Source organism: Citrobacter sp. Ce129 (genome assembly GCF_030334545.1).
GTDB lineage: Bacteria > Pseudomonadota > Gammaproteobacteria > Enterobacterales > Enterobacteriaceae > Citrobacter > Citrobacter europaeus.
The window spans coordinates 197,097-218,506 of the sequence record NZ_JAOWDS010000057.1 but is presented as its reverse complement, the minus strand read 5'-3'; the positions used below and the strand labels follow the sequence as shown (position 1 = coordinate 218,506).

The 21,410-nt window shown below is 52.1% G+C and carries 17 protein-coding genes, 1 tRNA gene and 1 other RNA gene; 9 read left to right on the top strand and 10 right to left on the bottom strand.

Features of this window, described 5'->3' with window-relative positions; translation table 11 throughout:
• The first annotated feature begins 101 nt into the window (after positions 1-101).
• Entirely contained in the window at positions 102-812 is a 711-nt protein-coding gene (locus OGV77_RS07875; RefSeq protein WP_016154915.1) for a DUF3053 domain-containing protein, read from the top strand.
• 58 nt (positions 813-870) lie between these two features.
• Here the strand turns inward: OGV77_RS07875 and ghrB are convergent, their stop codons facing one another.
• The 6 genes from ghrB to OGV77_RS07845 all read right to left on the bottom strand — a co-directional run bounded on the left by ghrB (position 871) and on the right by OGV77_RS07845 (position 6,787).
• On the bottom strand, positions 871-1,845 hold the full coding sequence (ghrB, locus tag OGV77_RS07870) for a glyoxylate/hydroxypyruvate reductase GhrB (RefSeq protein ID WP_087050767.1): 975 nt from the start codon (positions 1,843-1,845) through the stop codon (positions 871-873).
• Positions 1,846-1,867: 22 nt separating this feature from the next.
• A complete protein-coding gene (locus tag OGV77_RS07865) occupies positions 1,868-3,148 on the bottom strand; it encodes an MFS transporter (RefSeq protein WP_003827389.1) in 1,281 nt (426 codons plus the stop codon).
• A 64-nt stretch (positions 3,149-3,212) separates the two neighbouring features.
• Entirely contained in the window at positions 3,213-4,151 is a 939-nt protein-coding gene (locus tag OGV77_RS07860) for a sugar kinase (protein ID WP_043018681.1), read from the bottom strand.
• 3 nt (positions 4,152-4,154) lie between these two features.
• Positions 4,155-4,904: a sugar phosphate isomerase/epimerase family protein gene (locus tag OGV77_RS07855; RefSeq protein ID WP_075145501.1), complete on the bottom strand. Its 750-nt coding sequence runs from the start codon at positions 4,902-4,904 to the stop codon at positions 4,155-4,157.
• 99 nt (positions 4,905-5,003) lie between these two features.
• The gene (locus tag OGV77_RS07850) at positions 5,004-6,020 is read right to left on the bottom strand and encodes a LacI family DNA-binding transcriptional regulator (RefSeq protein ID WP_047407969.1); all 1,017 of its coding nucleotides are present in this window, start codon (positions 6,018-6,020) and stop codon (positions 5,004-5,006) included.
• Positions 6,021-6,124: 104 nt separating this feature from the next.
• Positions 6,125-6,787, bottom strand: coding sequence for an OmpA family lipoprotein (locus OGV77_RS07845; protein WP_043018678.1), 663 nt, complete (start codon positions 6,785-6,787; stop codon positions 6,125-6,127).
• Between the two features lie 159 nt (positions 6,788-6,946).
• Between OGV77_RS07845 and OGV77_RS07840 the strand changes: the two genes are divergently transcribed.
• A complete protein-coding gene (locus tag OGV77_RS07840; protein ID WP_087050768.1) occupies positions 6,947-9,280 on the top strand; it encodes a molybdopterin guanine dinucleotide-containing S/N-oxide reductase in 2,334 nt (777 codons plus the stop codon).
• Here the strand turns inward: OGV77_RS07840 and OGV77_RS07835 are convergent.
• A complete protein-coding gene (locus OGV77_RS07835) occupies positions 9,249-9,689 on the bottom strand; it encodes an N-acetyltransferase (protein WP_047407975.1) in 441 nt (146 codons plus the stop codon). The genes OGV77_RS07840 and OGV77_RS07835 overlap by 32 nt on opposite strands.
• Positions 9,679-10,248 carry a DNA-3-methyladenine glycosylase I gene (tag, locus tag OGV77_RS07830; protein WP_003846107.1) on the bottom strand — a complete coding sequence of 190 codons (570 nt, stop codon included), beginning with the start codon at positions 10,246-10,248 and terminating at the stop codon, positions 9,679-9,681. Before tag ends, OGV77_RS07835 begins: the two co-directional genes overlap by 11 nt.
• Before the next feature lie 159 nt (positions 10,249-10,407).
• Here tag and OGV77_RS07825 point away from each other — a divergent pair, with 159 nt between their 5' ends.
• From OGV77_RS07825 to OGV77_RS07805, 5 genes are all read left to right on the top strand, one after another.
• Positions 10,408-11,109 (top strand): autotransporter outer membrane beta-barrel domain-containing protein, encoded by a 702-nt coding sequence (locus tag OGV77_RS07825; protein WP_047407981.1) that lies wholly within the window; start codon positions 10,408-10,410, stop codon positions 11,107-11,109.
• A gap of 251 nt (positions 11,110-11,360) precedes the next feature.
• Entirely contained in the window at positions 11,361-12,563 is a 1,203-nt protein-coding gene (locus OGV77_RS07820; RefSeq protein WP_047407984.1) for an L-lactate MFS transporter, read from the top strand.
• A 211-nt stretch (positions 12,564-12,774) separates the two neighbouring features.
• The gene (gene eptB / locus OGV77_RS07815) at positions 12,775-14,469 is read left to right on the top strand and encodes a kdo(2)-lipid A phosphoethanolamine 7''-transferase (protein ID WP_087050769.1); all 1,695 of its coding nucleotides are present in this window, start codon (positions 12,775-12,777) and stop codon (positions 14,467-14,469) included.
• A gap of 91 nt (positions 14,470-14,560) precedes the next feature.
• Positions 14,561-14,637: transfer RNA gene (locus OGV77_RS07810), tRNA-Pro, on the top strand.
• A gap of 34 nt (positions 14,638-14,671) precedes the next feature.
• Positions 14,672-14,804, top strand: a non-coding RNA gene (locus OGV77_RS07805) — RtT sRNA.
• A 208-nt stretch (positions 14,805-15,012) separates the two neighbouring features.
• On the opposite strand, the gene OGV77_RS07800 is transcribed toward OGV77_RS07805, so the two are convergent.
• Together OGV77_RS07800 and OGV77_RS07795 are read right to left on the bottom strand one after the other, a co-directional pair.
• Entirely contained in the window at positions 15,013-16,212 is a 1,200-nt protein-coding gene (locus OGV77_RS07800; protein WP_087050770.1) for a hypothetical protein, read from the bottom strand.
• A gap of 324 nt (positions 16,213-16,536) precedes the next feature.
• Complete coding sequence (locus tag OGV77_RS07795) at positions 16,537-17,898, bottom strand: hypothetical protein (RefSeq protein ID WP_286502644.1); 1,362 nt, start codon at positions 17,896-17,898, stop codon at positions 16,537-16,539.
• Positions 17,899-18,612: 714 nt separating this feature from the next.
• Between OGV77_RS07795 and dppA the strand changes: the two genes are divergently transcribed.
• Both dppA and dppB read left to right on the top strand, forming a co-directional pair.
• Positions 18,613-20,220: a dipeptide ABC transporter periplasmic-binding protein DppA gene (dppA, locus tag OGV77_RS07790; protein ID WP_043018669.1), complete on the top strand. Its 1,608-nt coding sequence runs from the start codon at positions 18,613-18,615 to the stop codon at positions 20,218-20,220.
• Positions 20,221-20,386: 166 nt separating this feature from the next.
• Positions 20,387-21,406, top strand: coding sequence for a dipeptide ABC transporter permease DppB (gene dppB / locus OGV77_RS07785; protein ID WP_003837733.1), 1,020 nt, complete (start codon positions 20,387-20,389; stop codon positions 21,404-21,406).
• Positions 21,407-21,410: the final 4 nt, after the last annotated feature.

Here is a 21,410-nt window from a genome sequence, read left to right as displayed (position 1 = left end):
TAAGCGGAAAGGGTATCTTGCGGGGCTGACCTGGACTATCCTTGTCAACGTCAGGCACGCGGGTGTCGTTGTGCGCATTTTTGGGTGAAAGGAGTATTAAAATGGCGACAGGTAAGTCCTGCTCTCGCTGGTTTGCGCCTGTTTTGGCGCTCTTAATGGTAGTTGGCCTGAGTGGGTGTTTTGATAAAGAAGGCGATCAACGCAAAGCGTTTATCGATTTTCTGCAGAATACTGCAATGCGTAGCGGAGAGCGTTTACCAACGCTGACCGCCGATCAGAAAAAACAGTTTGGCCCGTTTGTGTCCGATTACGCGATTCTGTATGGCTATTCACAGCAGGTTAATCAGGCGATGGACTCCGGTCTGCGTCCGGTGGTTGATAGCGTAAATGCGATTCGTGTTCCTCAGGATTATGTGACTCAGCGTGAACCGTTGCGTCAGGCAAATGGTGCGCTGGGCGTGTTAGGGCAACAGTTGCAGAATGCGAAACTGCAGGCGGATGCTGCGCATGGCGCGCTGAAGCAGGGCGAGGATCTGAAGCCGGTCTTTGACCAGGTCTACAACAAAGTCGTCACTGTACCTTCAGAGGCGTTACAGCCGCTGATTCCTGCCGCGCAAATCTTCACGCAGCAGTTAGTGCAGGTCGGTGATTTTGTCGCGCAGCAGGATACACAGGTGAGCTTTGTCGCCAACGGTATCCAGTTCCCAACGTCACAGCAGGCAAGTCAGTACAACACGCTGATTGGCCCGTTGGCTTCTCAGCATCAGGCATTTAATCAGGCCTGGACTGCTGCGGTGAATGCCGCTCAGTAATTAAGACGCTGTAATACATGAAAGGCCGGGTGAGCGTAAGCGCTACCCGGCCTTTTGTTTATGGCGCGACCTGCGGGTTCACGCAGTTTTTCTCAAGGCGTCCTTGCAGCGCATCGATTAAATTATCCACCGCACAGGCCGCCATGTTATAGCGTGTTTCATGCGTGGCTGAACCAATGTGCGGCACGGCAACCACGTTTGGCAGCGACAGCAGCGGTGAGTCAGCCGGTAATGGCTCCTGCTCAAACACATCCAGGCCTGCGGCATGAATTTCCCCATTTTGCAGGGCGGCAATCAGCGCTTTTTCATCTACCACTGGTCCACGTCCGGCATTAATGAAAATGGCGGAAGACTTCATTTTGGCGAACTGTTCGGTGCTGAACAGATGATGCGTTTCTTCGGTTAACGGCAGGATCAGGCAAACAAAATCAGACTCCTGCAACAGCGTATCAAGATCGCAGTAACGTGCATTGAAGCGCTCTTCCGCCTCCTGGTGATGACGACGCGCGTTGTAGAGAATTGGCATGCTAAAGCCGAAATGCGCGCGTTGTGCCAGTGCCAGGCCAATACGGCCCATGCCGACAATCCCCAGCGTTTTGTGGTGTACATCGGTACCAAACCAGTCCGGCCCGATACTTTTGGTCCATTCGCCAACTTTAACTCGTTCAGCGACTTCTACCACGCGGCGAGCGGTGCTTAACACCAGTGCCATCACCGTATCGGCGACGGTTTCCGTCAGCACGGTTGGCGTGTGCATCAACAGCACCTTACGCGCGTTGAGAGCATCGACGTCGAAGTTGTCATAGCCTACGGAAATTGTGGATGTCGCACGCAGCCTGGGCATTTTCTCCAGCAGGGCGGTATTGACGGCTTCACTGGAGCCCAGCAGACCTTCTGCATTGGCAAAAGCGTCGGCGTGCTGTGCGACCGTGTCCGGGCGCAGGTTAGGCACCTGAGTCACAGTAAAATGCTCTTCCAGGCGATGCAGTAAATCGTCAGGTAACGCTTTATAGAGAATAATGGACGGCTTCATGCGAATCTCCGTAAGTTAAAATTTAAGCGTGGCGTGCGCCAATAGGTAGCTGTTGATTATTAGCAGGCTTAACGATCAAAGTTAGCCATACTGAGACAAAAAGCGCTACCCCCATAAAAATGTACGAGGCGGACGGGCTGCCGGTTGCGCCATTTAGGTAGCCGACAAACCATGAACCAAAGAATGAGCCTAGCGCGCCCATGCTGTTTATCAGCGCCATTGCTCCGCCGGCGACGTTGCGCGGCAGCATTTCCGGAATGATGGCGAAGAAGGGGCCATAAGGGGCATACATTGCCGCACCCGCAATAACCAACAGCGTGTAAGAAATCCAGAAGTGGTCTGCGCCCACGGCCCATGAGCCGATAAAAGCGAAAGCGGCAATGAGTAACAGCGGCCAGACAAACAGTTTACGATTTTGCAGCTTATCGGAGGCCCAGGAGACGAGGATCATCGCCGCCGTCGCCGCCAGATACGGTACGGATGACAGCCAGCCAACCTCTACCATCCCCAGATTTGCACCGCCGTTGCGGATAATCGACGGCAGCCACAGGACAAAACCATAGACGCCAATACTCCAGGCGAAATACTGCATGCACAGCAGGATCACGTTACGTGAGCGGAAAGCCTCGCTGTAGTTACGTACGGCTTTGATGCCTTGCTGCTCTTTTTCCAGCTGCGCCTGAAGCGCGGCTTTTTCAGATTCTGACAGCCAGCCGACCTGAGACGGTTTGTCTTTTACCAGCACCCACCAGCAGAACGCCCAGATGATGGCCGGGAAGCCCTCGATGATAAACATTTCCCGCCAGCCCAGCGCCTGAATCAGGTAACCGGAAACCACGGACATCCACAGGACGGTGACCGGATTACCGAGGATCAGGAAGGTGTTAGCGCGCGAGCGCTCGGATTTTGTAAACCAGTTGCTGATATAAATCAGCATTGCCGGCATCACGGCGGCTTCAACGACGCCAAGAATAAAGCGAATGGCGGCAAGCATTGGAATATTGCTGACCATCCCGGTTAACGACGCGCAGGCACCCCAGAGGATCAGACAGACAAAAATCAGTTTTCGTACGCTGCGGCGTTCGGCATAAATTGCGCCCGGGATCTGAAAGAAGAAATAACCAAGGAAAAACAGCGCGCCCAGCAGGGAAGAGATCCCTTTGGTAATGCCGAGGTCCTCGTTGATACCTGCGGCGGAGGCGAAGCTGAAGTTCGCGCGGTCAAGGTACGCCAGGCTATACGTGATAAACACGATTGGCATGATGTACCACCAGCGTTTTGCTGCATTAGTTGAGCTATTCATAGACTGCCCTCTGGTTATGCTGTTACGCCGCCTCTGTATGTAGGGTACAGAGTTGGCCGGGAATTTATTCCCCTAATTGTTCACGTGTGGGTAATCCTTCGCTGTCGCCCTGAACCTGAATGGCCAGTGCGCCAATTTTATTGCCGCGGGTCACCGCCTGATGTAGCGAGCGGCCTTCGAGCAGGGCGCTGATAACGCCCACGGCAAAGCCATCGCCTGCGCCGACCGTATCGACCACGTTGTCGACTTTTACCGGCGCAACGCAGCCTTGTTCACCGCTGGCCGTTTTGTACCAGGCGCCATCAGCCCCGGTTTTAACGATCACGGCCTTCACGCCATGGCGCAGATAAAAGTCGGCGATGGCTTCAGGCGTTTGCTGACCGGTTAAAATCATGCCCTCTTTTAACCCGGGTAGAACCCAGTCAGCCTGAAATGCCAGCCGGTTCAGTTTTTCCACCATCTCGGCTTCGCTTTTCCACAGCACTGGGCGCAAATTCGGGTCGAACGAGATGGTCTTCCCCTGGGCCTTCATGGTGCGGGCGGTATGCGCCAGTAGTTCATAAGAGCTGGAGGAAAGCGCGGCTGCTACGCCGCTCAGGTGCAGGTGGCGCGCGCTGGCGAAATAGGCCTCGTGATAATCCTCAACGCTGAGGCGGCTGGCAGCGGAACCTTTGCGGAAATACTCCACAATGGGATCGGTTCCATTTTCGACCTTGGATTTAAGCTGAAAGCCGGTAGCGTAACGCCCGTCCTGGGTGACTCCCTGCGCATCAATCCCTTCTTTTTCCAGCGACTTAACGATAAAACGGCCAAAACTGTCGTTGCCAACGCGGCTCACCCAGCCGACCTTCAGGCCCAGACGGGCAAGACCGGTCGCCACGTTAAGCTCCGCGCCTGCAACGCGCTTGATAAACTGCTCCACATCCGCCAGTTCGCCAGTTTGCGTGGCGACAAACATCGCCATCGCTTCACCAATAGTGACCACATCCAGTGAATTTTTCATACGTTACTCCTCGCGTAACAGCTCGACGTAGTGGCGGGTAACCGCCGTCAGATCCTGCCCTTCCAGGGGGAACTCAATGCCGCGCGGGACGTCGTTGGGCAGCGTTTTTAGCAGCGCCATCCAGCGCGAGTCTGTTGCATCTGGCGGTACGGCGCGGTAGCTGTCGCGATGTGTGACAGCGGCTTTGACATGGATATAGCCAACGGTTGACGCCAGGTTTTGTGCTGCTTCTTCCGGGGAGTCGCCCACCCACAGCCAGTTGCCCATATCGAAGGTTAAAGATATCGGCAGGTTTTGCGTCTGACAGGCTTCGTTAAAGCGCTGCATCGGTTGCAGGCGTCCGCAGGCGGTTTGATCGTTCTCAACAACCAGCTCCATTCCGCTGTTGTCGAGCCATTCGCGTAAAACGTTGAACTGTTCGGTATGGGAAAAATGGCCGAGGGAGACTTTTAACCACAGCGCCTGCAGGGCCTGCGCTTCTTCAAGTAGCGCGGGAAGTTGAGGGTTGAGGTTACCGTTCGCAAGGAACAATGGCTCAGGCGCTGAGTAACAGGCCAGCAGGCCGAAGATTTCGATAGCAGAAGCCATCGTAGGGAGCGTTTTCAGCTCGGCATCGGTTAATAACTCGCGGCGGATTTCAACGCCGTCAGCACCGGCTTCGGCAATGATAGGCAATAATGCCGTTTGTCCGCCTGCGGCCCGCACCTGGTCTTGGCCGTAAGCGGCGGTGACCACCATAATTTTTCTTTTCATGGAAACTCCAGACTAACGTTCTTGTAATAACGCTAGATGGAACCGGTTCCAAAGAAAAGCCTGGGATGTCGAATTTATGATCACCATCACGAAGGTAATTTAACGGGCGGTAGAGCCGCGTACGATCAGCTCGCCGGAGAAGACCTGTTCCTGAATGGCAGAAGAGCCGCCATCAATTCGGCTTACAACCTGCTCAACGGCAGTGTAGCCAATCTGCCAGGTGGGTTGTTTCAATGTGGTAATACCGACGCCCGCCAGCTCTGCCCATTCCAGTTCGTCAAAACCGAGCAGGCCGATATCGCTGCCCCAGTTAAGGCCAATGCGCTTCAGGGCGCGGGCAACCTGTAGCGTGAGGGCACCATTGGCGGAGATAACGGCTTTACGCATGCCCCGATGCTGCTGGTGGAACTGGCGCAGCGTGTCATCCAGTTGCGTATTGTCCGTTAGCGGGACTTCGGCATTTTGCGCGATAACGCCGGGGTACTGCGCGAGCGTGGCGCGAAAAGCGCTCAGACGTTCGCGGCGCGTATTCACCATGCCCAGCGGTTCGCTGAGGAACAGGATGGCTTCAAAACCTTGCTCGACCAGATGCTCGGTGGCAACCGTTGCCGCCTGGGTGTTATCCAGCCCGACCATATCGCAGGCGAAATCGGGAATTTTACGGTCAATCAGCACCATCGGCAGCGCAGACTGCTGCAGGCGGTTCAGCCCCTCTTCGCGCATCCCGACGGCGTTGACCACAATCCCTTCAACCTGGTAACTGCGCAGCAGGTCGAGATAATGCAGCTCCTGATCCACTTCGTTGTTGGTGTTACACACCAGCGGGGTAAAGCCCTTATCGCGACAGGCGGCTTCAATACCGCTTAACACGTTGACGGAGTAAGGATTTGTAATATCGGCGATGATCAGGCCAATCAGGCGGGTACGACCGTGTTTCAGGCCTCTTGCCATCAGGCTGGGGCGGTAGTCGAGATCGGCAATGGCTTGTTCAATGCGGGCCAGCAGCGCGTCGGAAAGCAGGTGCTTTTCACCGTTGAGATAACGTGAAATGCTGGTCTTGCCGGTTTTTGCGGCTTTCGCCACATCGCTGATGGTTGCTCGTGTTGATTTGCTCATCGCTGATTTCCCTGAGTTTGGTGACAACACCTTAACGCGAAAATCAACGATGGCAAGTGCTTCATGCCGGATGGATTCGACCTGTCTCCATCCGGCACAAAACGTTACTGAAGTGGGCTTAAGGTGATTTCTACGCGACGATTCTGCGCTTTACCTTCTGCCGTGCTGTTGCTGGCGATCGGATTTGCCGGGCCCATACCCTGAGTGCGGATACGGTTAGCCGCGACCCCTTGAGTGATTAAGGCGCTGGCGACGGAGTCCGCGCGCTGCTGCGACAGACGCATATTCAGATCCTGGCTGCCGGTGCTGTCGGTGAAGCCCAGCACGTTGACGGCGGTTTTATTGTACTCTTTCAGTACCATTGCTACGCCGGTCAGGGTGTTGGCACCAGCAGGTTTCAGGTTGGCACTGCTGCTGTCGAAGGTGACGTTATTTGGCATATTCAGAATGATGTTATCGCCACTACGCGTCACGCTGACGCCGGTTCCCTGCATTTTTTCGCGCAGTTTTGCTTCCTGCACGTCCATGTAATAGCCGACACCGCCGCCAACGGCCGCGCCAGCCGCTGCGCCAATCAGTGCGCCTTTGCCGCGATCTTTCTTCGAAGAAGAGAGTGCGCCAATGCCCGCGCCGACCAGAGAGCCAATACCCGCGCCAATGCCGGATTTACCCGCTTCGCGTTCGCCGGTGTAAGGGTTTGTTGTGCAGCCAGAAACCGCCAGGGCGCCGCTCACGATGGCAGCAATAACAAAAACACGTTTCTTCATCTTAATTCCTTAATGACTTTTTCTTCTTTGCCACAGCGACCGTGGCGGTTGATTATGACGTGTGAACATGAAGAAAATTCCAGGGAAGACTCTGAAATTTGTAAGTAACATTGAACGGCATAATAAATAAGCCGTCACATCGCATTCAGGAGCACCATCTTGGCTAATTCACCCGCACATTACTCGGTATTAACCGCCGCTCACTGGGGACCAGTCCTTGTCGAAACCGATGGGGAGACGGTTTTCTCCTCGCGTGGCGCGCTGCCTGGCACCCATCCCAACTCTTTGCAAACCGTGGTGCGCGACCAGGTTCACAGTAAAACGCGGGTACGTTTTCCGATGGTGCGTAAAGGCTTTCTCGCCTCGCCGGATAACCCACAGGGGGTGCGCGGGCAGGATGAATTTGTTCGCGTCAGTTGGGATGACGCGCTAAATCTTATCCATACGCAGCATAAACGCATCCGTGACAGCTACGGCCCGGCCTCGATTTTTGCTGGTTCCTACGGCTGGCGTTCCAACGGCGTGTTACACAAAGCCGCGACGCTGTTACAGCGTTATATGGCGCTGGCGGGCGGTTATACCGGGCATCTGGGGGATTACTCGACGGGGGCTGCGCAGGCCATCATGCCGTACGTGGTGGGCGGCAACGAAGTTTACCAGCAGCAAACCAGCTGGCCGGTGGTGCTGGAGCACAGCGAGGTGGTGGTGTTATGGAGCGCCAATCCGCTGAATACCCTGAAGATTGCCTGGAACGCTTCTGACGAACAGGGGATCGCTTACTTTGCGGCTTTACGCGACAGCGGGAAACGATTGATCTGTATCGATCCGATGCGATCGGAAAGCGTCGATTTCTTTGGCGATAAGATGGAATGGATCGCCCCGCATATGGGGACTGACGTGGCGTTGATGCTGGGTATCGCGCATACGCTGGTGGAAAACGGCTGGCACGACGAGGACTTTCTCGCCCGGTGCACGACCGGTTATGCCCGTTTTGCCAACTATCTGCTGGGTAAATCTGACGATGTTGCAAAAACGGCGGAGTGGGCAGCCGACATTTGTGGCATTCCGGCAGCGAAAATACGTGAGCTGGCGGCGATATTTCACCAAAACACCACCATGCTGATGGCAGGATGGGGGATGCAGCGCCAGCAGTATGGCGAGCAGAAGCACTGGATGATCGTCACCCTGGCCGCCATGCTCGGACAAATCGGCACGCCAGGCGGTGGCTTTGGGCTGTCGTACCATTTTGCCAACGGCGGCAACCCAACGCGCCGGTCTGCGGTGCTGGCCTCAATGCAGGGCAGCATTAAAGGCGGCACCGACGCGGTGGATAAAATCCCGGTGGCGCGTATTGTCGACGCGCTGGAGAACCCCGGCGGTTTTTACCAGCATAATGGAATGGACCGCCATTTCCCGGACATCCGCATGCTGTGGTGGGCGGGCGGCGCTAACTTCACTCATCACCAGGACACCAACCGTTTAATTCGCGCCTGGCAGAAACCGGAGCTGGTGGTTATCTCGGAATGTTTCTGGACTGCCGCAGCGAAGCATGCCGATATCGTGCTGCCGGCGACAACGTCGTTTGAGCGTAATGATTTGACCATGACCGGCGATTACAGCAACCAGCATCTGGTGCCAATGAAGCTGGTCGTACCGCCGCAGGACGAAGCGAGAAATGATTTTGATGTCTTTGCCGAGCTGAGTGAACGCTGGGAAAAAGGCGGATATGACCGATTTACCGAAGGTAGAAGCGAACTGGCGTGGCTGGAGACCTTTTACAATATTGCCGGGCAACGCGGGGCCAGTCAGCAGGTGACATTGCCGCCTTTCGCCGAGTTTTGGCAGCGCAACGCCCTGATCGAAATGCCAGAAAACGCCGCCAGCGCGCAGTTTATCCGTTTCGCGGATTTTCGCCGCGACCCGCAGGCGCATCCGCTGAAAACGGACAGCGGAAAAATTGAAATCTACTGTGAGAGGATTGCCGGTTACGACTACGCAGACTGTGCGGGACACCCGATGTGGCTGGAGCCTGATGAGTGGTTCGGTAACGCAGAGCCGGAGCAGTTACAGTTGCTTTCCGCTCATCCGGCTCACCGTTTGCACAGCCAGCTTAACTACAGCGCGTTGCGCGAACAGTATGCGGTAGCGGATCGTGAGCCGGTCACGATCCACCCGCAGGACGCCCACGCGCGCGGCATTGTGGATGGCGACACGGTCAGGGTGTGGAATCAGCGAGGACAAGTTCTGGCGGGAGCGGTGGTGTCGGCAGGTATTAAACCTGGCGTCATCTGTATTCATGAAGGCGCCTGGCCTGATTTGGATCTCGCTGCTAACGGTATTTGTAAAAATGGCGCCGTCAACGTGCTGACCAAAGATCTCCCCAGCTCGAAGCTGGGGAATGGCTGCGCGGGCAACACTGCGCTGGCGTGGCTCGAAAAATACAGCGGACCAACGTTGACCCTTACGGCGTTTGATCCGCCTGCCAGCCCATAATCCACGTGGGATGGTGAGTTTCCTCCTGCCATGCGCCGTCTTCAATGCGAAAACCCAGCGCATGGTAGAAGTTCACCGCCGATTGGTTCTTCTGGTAGACCTCAAGGCTGAGTATCGAAAAGCGCTGCTGCACATGCTGCACCAGCGCTTTGCCGATCCCGTTTCTGATGGCGGCAGGCGCGACAAACAGCGCGCCGAGAAAGCGGTCATCAATAACGCTGGCAAAGCCTTTGAGCTCGCCTTCTTCTTCCCACACCCAGGTTTGCGCGGCGGGCAGGTAAACATCACGCACGATGGATTCACTTTCGCGCCAGTAGCGCTCTTCGATAAACGGGTGGGCATGGATTGTGCTTTCCATCCATAGCGCCAGAATCGCCGGTAGATCGTCAGCCTTTGATTCACGAATCATGTTGTTCTCCCGGATAGCAGATGCAACTGGTGACATGATCGTTGACCAGGCCGCACGCCTGCATAAAGGAGTAACAAATGGTGGTGCCGACAAATTTAAACCCGCGTTTTTTTAACGCTTTAGACAGCGCATCTGACGCAGGCGTCGAGGTGGGGATATCGCTCAGGTTGGCGGCGCGGGTCACTTGCGGTTGGTTATCAACAAATGACCAGACGAACTCGCTAAACGACTCTCCGTTTTGCGCCATGGTCAAAAAGGCGCGAGCGTTGCCGATAATGGCCTGAATCTTTCCGCGATGGCGAATAATGCCAGCATCCAGTACCAGCCTCTCCACATCCTCTTCAGTCATGGCCGCCACTTTTTCCGGGTCAAAATGGTGGAAGGCGTGGCGATAATTTTCCCGTTTCTTTAGTACGGTAATCCACGATAATCCGGCCTGCTGGCCTTCAAGGCAGATCATTTCGAACAGCTTTTTGCCATCGGTTTCGGGGACGCCCCATTCCTTGTCGTGGTAGGCAATGTAAAGTGGGTCCTGGCTGACCCATCCGCAACGCTGCATATTCTTCCTCGCTGTTTTTACTGGCGTAAAAATTTCATTCGGCCCGCCTTGACGCGCCAGCTAAAAAGACAATATTTAATACAGGGCCTGATGGGCCCGATATCCTTCACACAATGACAATAATATCGCCGAATTCGGCTCTTTTCTGGAGTCGCGTTGATGATTATAAGAAACAGTAGTGGTCGCCAAAGGTTAACTCTGGCGAGCGTCATAGTTTGTGCGCTGTCCATCAATACAGCATATGGCTGGCAACAAGAATATATCGTTGATGCGATGTCAGGGCATACGGCTGAACGTTATACATGGGACAGCGATCACCAACCACGTTATAACGACATTCTGGAAGAACGTATTCGCTCCACTCAAAACGTGGCGGGGCCCGTGGTGAATCTGGCGGATGAGACGCCTATGGAGGCAACCAGCGGCATGAGTATGGGCTGGAACTTCCCGCTTTCAAGGCAGGTGACAACCGGTCCGGTTGCCGCGCTGCATTATGACGGTTCAACCACGTCTACTTACAACGAGTTTGGCGATAGCGCGACGTCGATAGCGCAGAACGATCCGTTGTGGCATGCCAGCGTCAGCACGTTAGGCTGGCGAGTGAACTCCCAGTTCGGTGATGTGCGACCGTGGGCGCAAATCAGCTATAACCAGCAGTTTGGCGAGAATATCTGGAAAGCGCAGTCGGGACTCAGCCGCATGACGGCGGCGGGTCAGGACGGTAACTGGCTGGATGTTACCGTCGGTGCAGACATGCTGTTGAACCCGCACATGGCGGCTTATGCGGCGCTCTCGCAGGCGGAAAATAGCACCAACAACAGCGACTATATGTACACCATGGGTGTGAGCGCCAAATTTTAACGTAAAAAATCATCAGGAAAACATCTCTGTTACATATTGAGATCAACAATCACACGCGCCTCAGCGATAGCGTGTACTAACTCATGCGATAAAATTCAGTAACCCGACTTTTTGTCTCGTCATTCATTCCACAATCCAGGCATTTCATTCCGTCCTGGCGGCATTTCATGCCGTTTTCTCCTGCTCATAAAAGCGCTTCGGTATGGTTGTTGGCAGAGAATTTCCCATTTTGTTTATGCAGGAAGACTGCCATGAAAACTTCTGATTATCAGCGTACCCGCTGGCTGACTCTGATCGGCACCATTATTACCCAATTTGCTTTAGGTTCTGTTTATACCTGGAGCCTGTTTAATGGCGCACTCTCTTCTAAGCTTGATGCGCCAGTGAGCCAGGTTGCATTTTCCTTTGGCTTGCTGAGCCTCGGGCTGGCGATTTCCTCTTCCGTTGCCGGCAAGCTGCAGGAGCGTTTTGGCGTGAAACGCGTCACCATGGCCTCCGGTGTTTTACTCGGCGTCGGCTTCTTCTTAACCGCCCACTCCGACAGCCTGATTATGCTGTGGCTGAGCGCCGGTGTGCTGGTTGGTCTGGCGGATGGTGCAGGTTACCTGTTAACGCTTTCCAACTGCGTGAAATGGTTCCCGGAGCGTAAAGGGCTGATTTCCGCCTTTGCCATCGGTTCTTATGGCCTTGGCAGCCTCGGTTTTAAATTTATCGACAGCCAGTTACTGAGTACCGTAGGCCTGGAAAAAACCTTTATGATCTGGGGCGCGATTGTGCTGGTAATGATCGTCTTTGGCTCCACGCTGATGAAAGATGCGCCGAATCAGGAAGTGAAAACGAAAAATGGCGTGGTCGAGAATGACTTCACCCTGGCGCAGTCCATGCGTAAACCGCAGTACTGGATGCTGGCGGTCATGTTCCTGACGGCGTGTATGAGCGGCCTGTATGTGATTGGCGTGGCGAAAGATATCGCACAAAGCCTGGCGCATATGGATGTGGCAACGGCGGCAAATGCGGTTACCGTGATTTCTATCGCGAACCTGTCGGGCCGTCTGGTGCTGGGGATTCTGTCCGATAAAATCTCCCGTATTCGCGTTATCACCATTGGCCAGGTCGTTTCGCTGGTGGGTATGGCTGCTCTGCTGTTCGCGCCGCTGAATGACGTCACTTTCTTTATGGCGATTGCCTGTGTCGCATTTAACTTTGGCGGCACCATCACCGTGTTCCCGTCACTGGTCAGCGAATTCTTCGGTCTGAATAACCTGGCTAAAAACTACGGTGTTATCTACCTGGGCTTCGGTATTGGCAGTATTTGCGGTTCCATTATCGCCTCGCTGTTTGGCGGGTTCTTTGTGACCTTCTGCGTTATCTTTGCGCTGTTAATCATTTCGCTGGCGCTTTCTACCACCATTCGTCAGCCACAACGTAGCGTCTACACCGAGGCGCACGCCTAAACCTATTAGTGGTCTGATTAATACCTGGCGCATATATTTACAAAAATATATGCGCCATTTTCATTCTCTATAAGCACTTTTTCTCCCTCCTGTGGTCTACTTACCCGCGCCCGTAGACATTTCACTTCTGCTGTTGTCGCATTTTTCCTCTGTCCGGTCTGATTGATCGCTGCACAGGGTGTTTTTATCCCGATTTCCAGGGTTTGTTTGCATGAGATACATTAAGTCGATGACGCAGCAGAAACTCAGTTTCTTGCTGGCAATCTATATCGGTTTGTTTATGAACTGTGCCGTATTTTTCCGTCGCTTTAGTGGATATACGCACGAGTTTACCGTCTGGAAAGGACTCTCCGCGGTTGTTGAATTGGCCGGCACTGTGCTGGTGACCTTCTTTTTACTCCGACTTCTCTCGTTATTTGGCCGACGCGCCTGGCGTGTGCTGGCAACCTTTGTGGTGCTGTGTTCTGCCGGCGCCAGTTATTATATGACCTTCCTGAACGTGGTAATTGGCTACGGCATTATCGCCTCCGTTATGACCACGGATATTGATTTATCGAAAGAAGTCGTCGGCTGGCATTTCATCGTGTGGCTGGTTTCGGTCAGTATTATCCCATTGGTGCTGATCTGGAGTAACCGCTGCCGCTATACCCTGATGAGACAGATTCGTACACCGGGTATGAGATGGCGTAGCGTGGGGGTAGTATTGTTAGCTGGCCTGCTGGTATGGGCGCCGATTCGCCTGCTGAGCATGCAACAGAGAAGCGTTGAACGTGAAACGGGGATCGATCTACCCAGCTATGGCGGGGTTGTGGCGAACTCTTATTTGCCGTCAAACTGGCTCTCAGCGCTGGGTCTGTACGCCTGGGCACAGGTGGATGAATCTTCAGACAACAAATCGCTGATGAACCCGGCGAAGAAGTTCACCTACGTTGCGCCCAAAAATCTCGACGACACCTATGTGGTCTTTATTATCGGGGAAACCACGCGTTGGGATCATATGGGGATTTTTGGCTATGAGCGCAATACTACGCCAAGACTCGCCCAGGAGAAAAATTTGGCCGCATTCCGGGGATATTCCTGCGATACGGCAACTAAACTTTCGCTGCGCTGTATGTTTGTACGTCAGGGCGGGGCGGAAGAAAACCCGCAGCGTACCCTGAAAGAGCAAAACGTCTTTGCTGTGCTCAGCCAGTTAGGGTTCAAGACCGACCTCTACGCGATGCAAAGCGAGATGTGGTTCTACAGTAATACCATGGCGGAGAACATCGCTTACCGTGAGCAGATTGGCGCTGAGCCGCGTAACCGTGGCAAAAACGTTGACGATATGCTGCTGATTACCGAGATGCAGCAGTCTTTGCAGAATAATGAAGATGGTGACAAGCATCTGATTATTCTGCACACCAAAGGCTCGCATTTTAACTACACTCAGCGCTACACCCGCGAATATGCGCAGTGGAAGCCGGAGTGCGTCAATGTTGATAGCGGCTGCTCGAAGGCCGAGATGATCAACTCGTTTGATAACTCGGTAACCTATGTTGATCACTTTATTACCAAAGTGTTCGATCAACTGCGCGATAAGAAAGCGATTGTGTTCTACGCCGCCGACCACGGTGAGTCGATTAACGAGCGTGAGCACCTGCACGGTACGCCGCGTAAAATGGCGCCGCCAGAGCAGTTCCGCGTTCCTATGATGGTGTGGATGTCAGACAAATATCTGGAAGACCCAGACCATGCGAAGGCGTTTGCACATCTGAAGCAAGAAGCTGATATGAAGGTGCCGCGTCGTCATGTGGAACTGTACGACACTATTTTGGGTTGCCTCGGTTATACCTCGCCAAATGGCGGTATTAACGAGAATAACAACTGGTGCCGCATTCCGGACGCGAAGAAGGTTAAGGCTCAGTAATTGGGCTGCTGACTTTCTCACCGATCAAATGGCATTTTGATGCTAAGGGATTGACGGGCGCGCTGCTGAGCAGTAAGATGCGCCCCGCATTCGGTGATTGGCGCAGCCTGGTAGCGCACTTCGTTCGGGACGAAGGGGTCGGAGGTTCGAATCCTCTATCACCGACCAAATTAGAAAAGCCCGCTCTTTGAGCGGGCTTTTTGCATTCCGGAATCCACGAGGATGAGAACCTCCGGGGGCAAGAGGTTCGACTCGAGCGCAGCGAGAGAACGTTGCGCCAGCAACGGCCCGTAGGGCGAGCCACGCAGTGGCGAGTAATCCTCTATCACCGACCAAATTCAAAACCCTGCTCGTTGAGCAGGGTTTTTTACTTTAGCGCCATCAGGCAACGGCTGAACCGCTCAGATCAACATACCAGCCGTCATCACCGCGCGTTACCGCTGTGATTTCCCAGTCAGCCGGGGCATTCAGTAGTGAAATGTTCAATTCATCGGTTGAAGCATTTTCGATGATAAGCCCGCAGTCACCGGTCCAGGTGACGGTCTAGCCATCCTCACTCAGCGAACCATAACGCAGGTTGCATTCATGGTAATCAAGTTTAGAGGCGCTATAGGGGGCAATGCACAGCAAGCCAGGCTGGGTATCCGGTTTGCTCATGCAAAAAGAGGTATAATCTCGTGGGTTGAACTGGATAAAATCGGTAATAAACTCGCTTTGGAGGACAAAACCTTCCCAGTTTTCGGCGTCTACTGTATTCGTCAGGCGCACAAAGACCGGCACGGCATTACTTGTATAAACTGCGGTTACGGCAGCGGAGGTGTGGTTTAATGCGACAGGAATATTATCCACACCCGTATTGGTGATCAAGTTGCGAAACTCATTGAAGTCAAAACCTACGCCATCTGTAGGGTAAGGTGTTGTGAAAAAAAACAGCGGTGAATTTGCTGTACTAAAAATTGATGCTGATTGGTACAGCCAGTTATTTGCATCATCTTTTAAATTCACGCTGAACTGAGTGCTTAAAACTGACATGTCACCGCGATATTCCTCTTGATCGTAAAAAAAACTATGGTCGTAGTTTTCCACAATGTATTCGTAGTGAACAATAAAATGGTTGTCACTCAATTTTTCAATCGTATAGTGTAATACACTGACATCTGGCGTTAGGGTAATCGTCTCTGATTCAGGTAAATAAGTGACGGTAACGCTGGCTAATTTATCGTAACTGGATTGACAGCCTTCGGGATATTTGGCCGTCGTAGCCTCGGCAGTCAGTGAGGTAGACTCAGAAAGCTGCGTTTCTGGGTTTAAAAAAACCATAACGCCAGGGATGTTTTGCTGGGTATGATTAAAATAACAATCCGTGTTAATATGGGGTAATGATGAAACATATGAATCTATAGATGTTCTGAAGTTATTCAGTTTGTTAGTGACATCCATGCTGACAATAATTTCATTTTCAGGTAGGGAAATTGCAAAAACGCCAGATAAGTTCTCAATATTATTTGTCAGTACTGTCAGGTCGCTGACATCCTCATTAATAAAAAGCTCTGAACGATAAGGAATAACCGACTCATTTTCCTGAACAGCATCAATACTCTGAAGAAAAAGTTTATTCCCGTTTACCTTAACCGAACGAAATGCCCAGATACCATACTCAAAGACATCTAATACTTTATGCACTGGCAGGGTAATGGATGTGCCCTGAAAATTGGTCTCAGTATAAAAAATCATATCGCTCATTATATTTCTCCATTTCATATTTAATTGTGGATGCGGCTGGTTGTTAGCCGTGAATCAAATTTAATGGAGAAGGCAGGGTTAAATGAAATCACATCAGATAAAAATCGGTTTATTTATAATTTTGATAGAAAAATGCAGCTGGCATCTATGATGCTGTGTGATTTAATGGGAGATGGTGATGTCGGCTGTTGAGGCCAACGCGCCAATTTTCACTCAGGTCTTGCCCCTTATAATGCGAACTTAAGATAAGTTTGAAAGCATAAAAAAGCCTCATCAGAGAATCAATGAGGCTTTTGTCGTCTTATAAAAGGAGATTATTGCCTGTCAGGCAGGAACAGAGCCGCTCAGATCAACGTACCAGCAGTCGTCACCGCGTGTTACGGCTGTAATCACCCAGTCTTCAGGAGCATCACTACCCAGCGACAGGGTCAGAGTATCAGTGGAAGCATATTCAATGTTAAGCGTTGTTTCTCCTGCCCAAGTGACGGTCGCACCATCAGTACTCAGAGAGCCATACCGAAGTATGCAGGTATTAAAATCCTGAAGATTATTGTTCTCATTTACCACGCATACCATACCGGGTTGTGCAGCATCTGGGTTATTAGCACAGAAAGTATGATATTCAATGGGGTAATGGATAGTGAATATTTTGGTGTTAAAGTAGCTTTCAATGACAAAATCTTTCCAGTTTGCGGAAGCATCTGTATTTGCCAGTCGTAATAACACCGGGATTCCGCCTGCGCAATACGCCAATGACACTTGATTTGAGCTACCGCTGTCAAAAATATTATTGAATCGAGGTAAGGAAGTTGATGTTGTAAAACTGCGATATTGGCTCATATCATATCCATCGCCGCCTGCAGGGTAATCTGTCCAAAGCCACGATGTTTTATAATTAGAATCTGAAATAATCTCCATGGATTTATAGTTCCAGGCGCCGCTTTCATTTCTGACGTTAGAAAACTGATCTTCAGGAGTAATTGCATTATAACTACGATAATCCTCCTCAGGATGCATTATACAATGATCGTAGATCCCGCAGTCATAGGTAAAATGAGCGAGGAAGTGATTCTCATCCACTTTTTCTACGGTAACAGAGACTTGTTTGGCCGCGGGTGTCACGACAACGTCTTTTGTTTCTGGAGAGTACGTAATCGTCGCAGTCGTTGCTGTTCCATAACCTGCACCAATGCTGCCGACTGAGTAAATTGAAACTGATTCACAGGTCAGATATACAGATGAGGATAGTAACGTCACCGGGTTCAAAATAGCGAGCGTGCCTGAAATAGTATCTGCACTGTAGTTTTCATAGCAATACGAATCGAACAGAGGCGGTTGTTTTGCTTCACTATCAATGTTTGTTTTAAACCCTCGCATGTCACAGTGCGGATCCATACTGACAATGATATCATCACTGTTTAGGTTAAAAACCGTGACTGATGACAAAGAGTCCTTCACATGAATAGTGTCCGCTAAATCACGGATATCTTCACTCATGAAATTTTCTTGTTGATTGACAGGATCAAAGTCGATATATGATGCGCTAACCATAGCCTTGTTATTTTTAAGTCTTACTGAGCGATACGTCCATTTTTTTAGAGCATATACTTCAACTTTGTCATGGCTTGCAACAGTCAGGCTTTCTCCCTGGAAATCTGGTTCAGTATAAAAAATCATGTCACTCATTGTATTTCTCCATTTCATATTTAATTTTGGATACGGCGGGTTGTTGGCCGTGAATCAAATTTAATGGAGGTAACAGCAATGAATGAAATCACATTAGATAAAAATGGCTTTATTTATATATTTATAGCGGAACGCCATCCCCTCAATGATGCTGTGAGATTTTACGAGAGGAGATGATGTCGGCTAGTGAGGATAACGTGCCATTTTGTGACATCTTCTATTGATTTTATGTATGAGCTTGCGCTGAGAAAGGTGTCTGAACTTATGTCTGAAAGTAGCATTTTCACCTGTGCGTTTTAACGTTCACAGAAGGTCATGCTCACATATTCAGCAAAATGTGAGTTATTTTTCATAATCTGCGTAAAATTTATACTCTAAGTGTTGCAATATGTTTGGTTTTTTATGCTGAGTCAGAGGGCGTAGCATAAATTTCCCTGCTGGAAATGTTTCAGAAATGTTTTTTTTATCTTTGTTCGGGATTTCTCATCCTCCGCGTAAATCAAGGCTCCCTTATTGACGTTTACACATTCTGTTGACAGATTGTAGGGCATGAGGGGCATTTCATGGAGAATCCGCACTGCAACTCAGTCGCTTATGTGAACGGAATCCCCATCCTCTTAACGCCGACCCGGCCGGGTAAAAAACAAAAAAGGCCAGGCGGTGCAAACCCACTGCAAAGGGTAAAACAACAAACATCACATTTGGAGCAGAAGAATGAGTATTTCCTTGAAGAAGTCAGGGATGCTGAAGCTTGGTCTGAGCCTGGTGGCCATGACCGTCGCAGCAAGCGTACAGGCTAAAACTCTGGTTTATTGTTCAGAAGGATCTCCTGAAGGCTTTAACCCGCAGCTTTTCACCTCTGGCACCACCTATGATGCCAGCTCCGTACCGATCTATAACCGCCTGGTTGAGTTCAAAACGGGTACAACTGAAGTCATCCCGGGCCTTGCTGAGAAGTGGGAAATCAGCGAAGACGGTAAAACCTATACCTTCCACCTGCGCCAGGGCGTGAAGTGGCAAGACAACAAAGATTTCAAACCGACGCGCGATTTAAACGCCGATGACGTGGTGTTCTCTTTCGATCGTCAGAAAAATGCCCAGAATCCGTACCACAAAGTGTCCGGCGGCAGCTATGAATACTTCGAAGGGATGGGTCTGCCAGATCTGATCGCCGAAGTGAAAAAAGTGGACGATAAAACCGTTCAGTTCGTCCTGACTCGCCCGGAAGCACCGTTCCTGGCTGACCTGGCGATGGACTTCGCTTCTATTCTTTCCAAAGAATATGCGGATAACATGCTGAAAGCCGGTTCCCCGGAGAAAGTGGATCTGAACCCTATCGGTACCGGTCCATTCCAGCTGCAGCAGTACCAGAAAGACTCCCGTATTCTGTATAAAGCATTCGAAGGTTACTGGGGCACCAAGCCGCAGATCGACCGTCTGGTCTTCTCCATTACGCCTGACGCTTCCGTGCGTTACGCCAAGCTGCAGAAGAACGAGTGCCAGGTGATGCCGTACCCGAACCCGGCAGACATCGCGCGCATGAAGCAGGATAAAAACATCAACCTGATGGAGCAGGCCGGTCTGAACGTTGGCTACCTCTCTTTCAACACCGAGAAGAAACCGTTTGATGACGTGAAAGTCCGTCAGGCGTTGACCTACGCGGTGAACAAAGAAGCCATCATTAAAGCTGTTTATCAGGGCGCTGGCGTCGCCGCGAAGAACCTGATCCCGCCGACCATGTGGGGCTATAACGACGATGTTAAAGACTACACCTACGACCCTGAGAAAGCCAAAGCGCTGCTGAAGGAAGCCGGTCAGGATAAAGGCTTTACCGTTGAGCTGTGGGCGATGCCGGTACAGCGTCCGTACAACCCGAACGCTCGCCGTATGGCGGAGATGGTTCAGGCCGACTGGGCGAAAATTGGCGTTCAGGCCAAAATTGTGACCTACGAGTGGGGCGAGTATCTGAAACGCGCCAAAGCGGGCGAGCATCAGGCGGTGATGATGGGCTGGACCGGTGACAATGGGGATCCGGACAACTTCTTCGCCACCCTGTTCAGCTGTGCGGCAGCGAAAGACGGTTCCAACTACTCTCGCTGGTGCTACAAGCCGTTTGAAGACCTGATTCAGCCGGCGCGTGCGACTGACGATCACAACAAACGTATTGAACTGTACAAGCAAGCGCAGGTAGTTATGCACGATCAGGCTCCGGCTCTGATTGTTGCTCACTCCACCGTGTACGAACCAGTGCGTAAAGAAGTGAAAGGCTATGTGGTTGATCCATTGGGCAAACACCACTTCGAAAACGTTTCTGTCGAATAATTAAAAGCAATTAAGGAAGCGCTGCGCCCCGGTATTGTGTAGGCCGGATAAGCGCAGCGCCATCCGGCGTAATGCTTTACCCGCGATGCAGTTTGCGTGGGATAAGATTTGTGAGCAATACAGACTCACGGTTCCAGGCCGTGCGTCATTAGAGAGAATCCGGGTTATGTTGCAGTTCATTCTCCGACGTTTGGGACTCGTCATCCCCACGTTTATCGGTATCACTCTTCTCACTTTTGCCTTCGTCCATATGATCCCCGGCGATCCGGTAATGATCATGGCGGGTGAACGTGGAATCTCCCCTGAGCGTCATGCTCAACTGTTGGCTGAACTCGGTCTGGATAAACCGATGTGGCAGCAGTACCTCCACTATATCTGGGGGGTTATGCATGGTGACTTAGGTATCTCGCTGAAAAGCCGCTTACCGGTATGGGAAGAGTTCGTACCTCGCTTTAAAGCAACGCTGGAACTCGGCGTTTGCGCGATGATTTTCGCCGTCGCGGTGGGTATTCCGGTGGGCGTACTTGCTGCCGTGAAGCGCGGCTCTATTTTCGATCACACCGCCGTTGGCCTGGCGCTGACCGGTTACTCCATGCCGATCTTCTGGTGGGGCATGATGCTGATCATGCTGGTTTCCGTGCAGTGGAACCTGACGCCGGTTTCCGGTCGGGTGAGCGACATGGTGTTCCTTGATGACTCCAATCCCCTGACCGGTTTTATGCTGATAGACACCGCCATCTGGGGGGAAGAGGGCAACTTTATTGATGCGTTGGCGCATATGGTTCTGCCGGCGATGGTGCTGGGTACCATTCCTCTGGCGGTCATTGTGCGTATGACCCGTTCATCGATGCTGGAAGTGCTGGGCGAGGATTACATTCGCACCGCGCGCGCCAAAGGCCTGACCCGTATGCGCGTCATCATCATTCACGCTCTGCGTAACGCGATGCTGCCCGTGGTAACCGTAATCGGCCTGCAGGTCGGTACGCTGCTGGCTGGGGCGATCCTGACCGAAACTATCTTCTCCTGGCCGGGGCTGGGGCGCTGGCTGATCGATGCGCTGCAACGCCGTGATTATCCGGTGGTGCAGGGCGGAGTGCTGCTGGTCGCGACGATGATTATTCTCGTCAACCTGCTGGTAGACCTGCTGTACGGCGTGGTGAACCCGCGTATTCGGCATAAGAAGTAAGGGG

Coding starts and splice junctions, on each gene's coding strand:
- tag (WP_003846107.1), bottom strand. CDS start 10,248: ATGCAGCGTTGCGGATGGGTCAGCCAGGACCCACTTTACATTGCCTAC.
- OGV77_RS07845 (WP_043018678.1), bottom strand. CDS start 6,787: ATGAAGAAACGTGTTTTTGTTATTGCTGCCATCGTGAGCGGCGCCCTG.
- dppB (WP_003837733.1), top strand. CDS start 20,387: ATGTTGCAGTTCATTCTCCGACGTTTGGGACTCGTCATCCCCACGTTT.
- OGV77_RS07800 (WP_087050770.1), bottom strand. CDS start 16,212: ATGAGCGATATGATTTTTTATACTGAGACCAATTTTCAGGGCACATCC.
- OGV77_RS07850 (WP_047407969.1), bottom strand. CDS start 6,020: ATGAGCAAATCAACACGAGCAACCATCAGCGATGTGGCGAAAGCCGCA.
- OGV77_RS07820 (WP_047407984.1), top strand. CDS start 11,361: ATGAAAACTTCTGATTATCAGCGTACCCGCTGGCTGACTCTGATCGGC.
- OGV77_RS07860 (WP_043018681.1), bottom strand. CDS start 4,151: ATGAAAAATTCACTGGATGTGGTCACTATTGGTGAAGCGATGGCGATG.
- OGV77_RS07855 (WP_075145501.1), bottom strand. CDS start 4,904: ATGAAAAGAAAAATTATGGTGGTCACCGCCGCTTACGGCCAAGACCAG.
- ghrB (WP_087050767.1), bottom strand. CDS start 1,845: ATGAAGCCGTCCATTATTCTCTATAAAGCGTTACCTGACGATTTACTG.
- OGV77_RS07795 (WP_286502644.1), bottom strand. CDS start 17,898: ATGAGTGACATGATTTTTTATACTGAACCAGATTTCCAGGGAGAAAGC.
- eptB (WP_087050769.1), top strand. CDS start 12,775: ATGAGATACATTAAGTCGATGACGCAGCAGAAACTCAGTTTCTTGCTG.
- OGV77_RS07865 (WP_003827389.1), bottom strand. CDS start 3,148: ATGAATAGCTCAACTAATGCAGCAAAACGCTGGTGGTACATCATGCCA.
- OGV77_RS07835 (WP_047407975.1), bottom strand. CDS start 9,689: ATGATTCGTGAATCAAAGGCTGACGATCTACCGGCGATTCTGGCGCTA.
- OGV77_RS07875 (WP_016154915.1), top strand. CDS start 102: ATGGCGACAGGTAAGTCCTGCTCTCGCTGGTTTGCGCCTGTTTTGGCG.
- dppA (WP_043018669.1), top strand. CDS start 18,613: ATGAGTATTTCCTTGAAGAAGTCAGGGATGCTGAAGCTTGGTCTGAGC.
- OGV77_RS07825 (WP_047407981.1), top strand. CDS start 10,408: ATGATTATAAGAAACAGTAGTGGTCGCCAAAGGTTAACTCTGGCGAGC.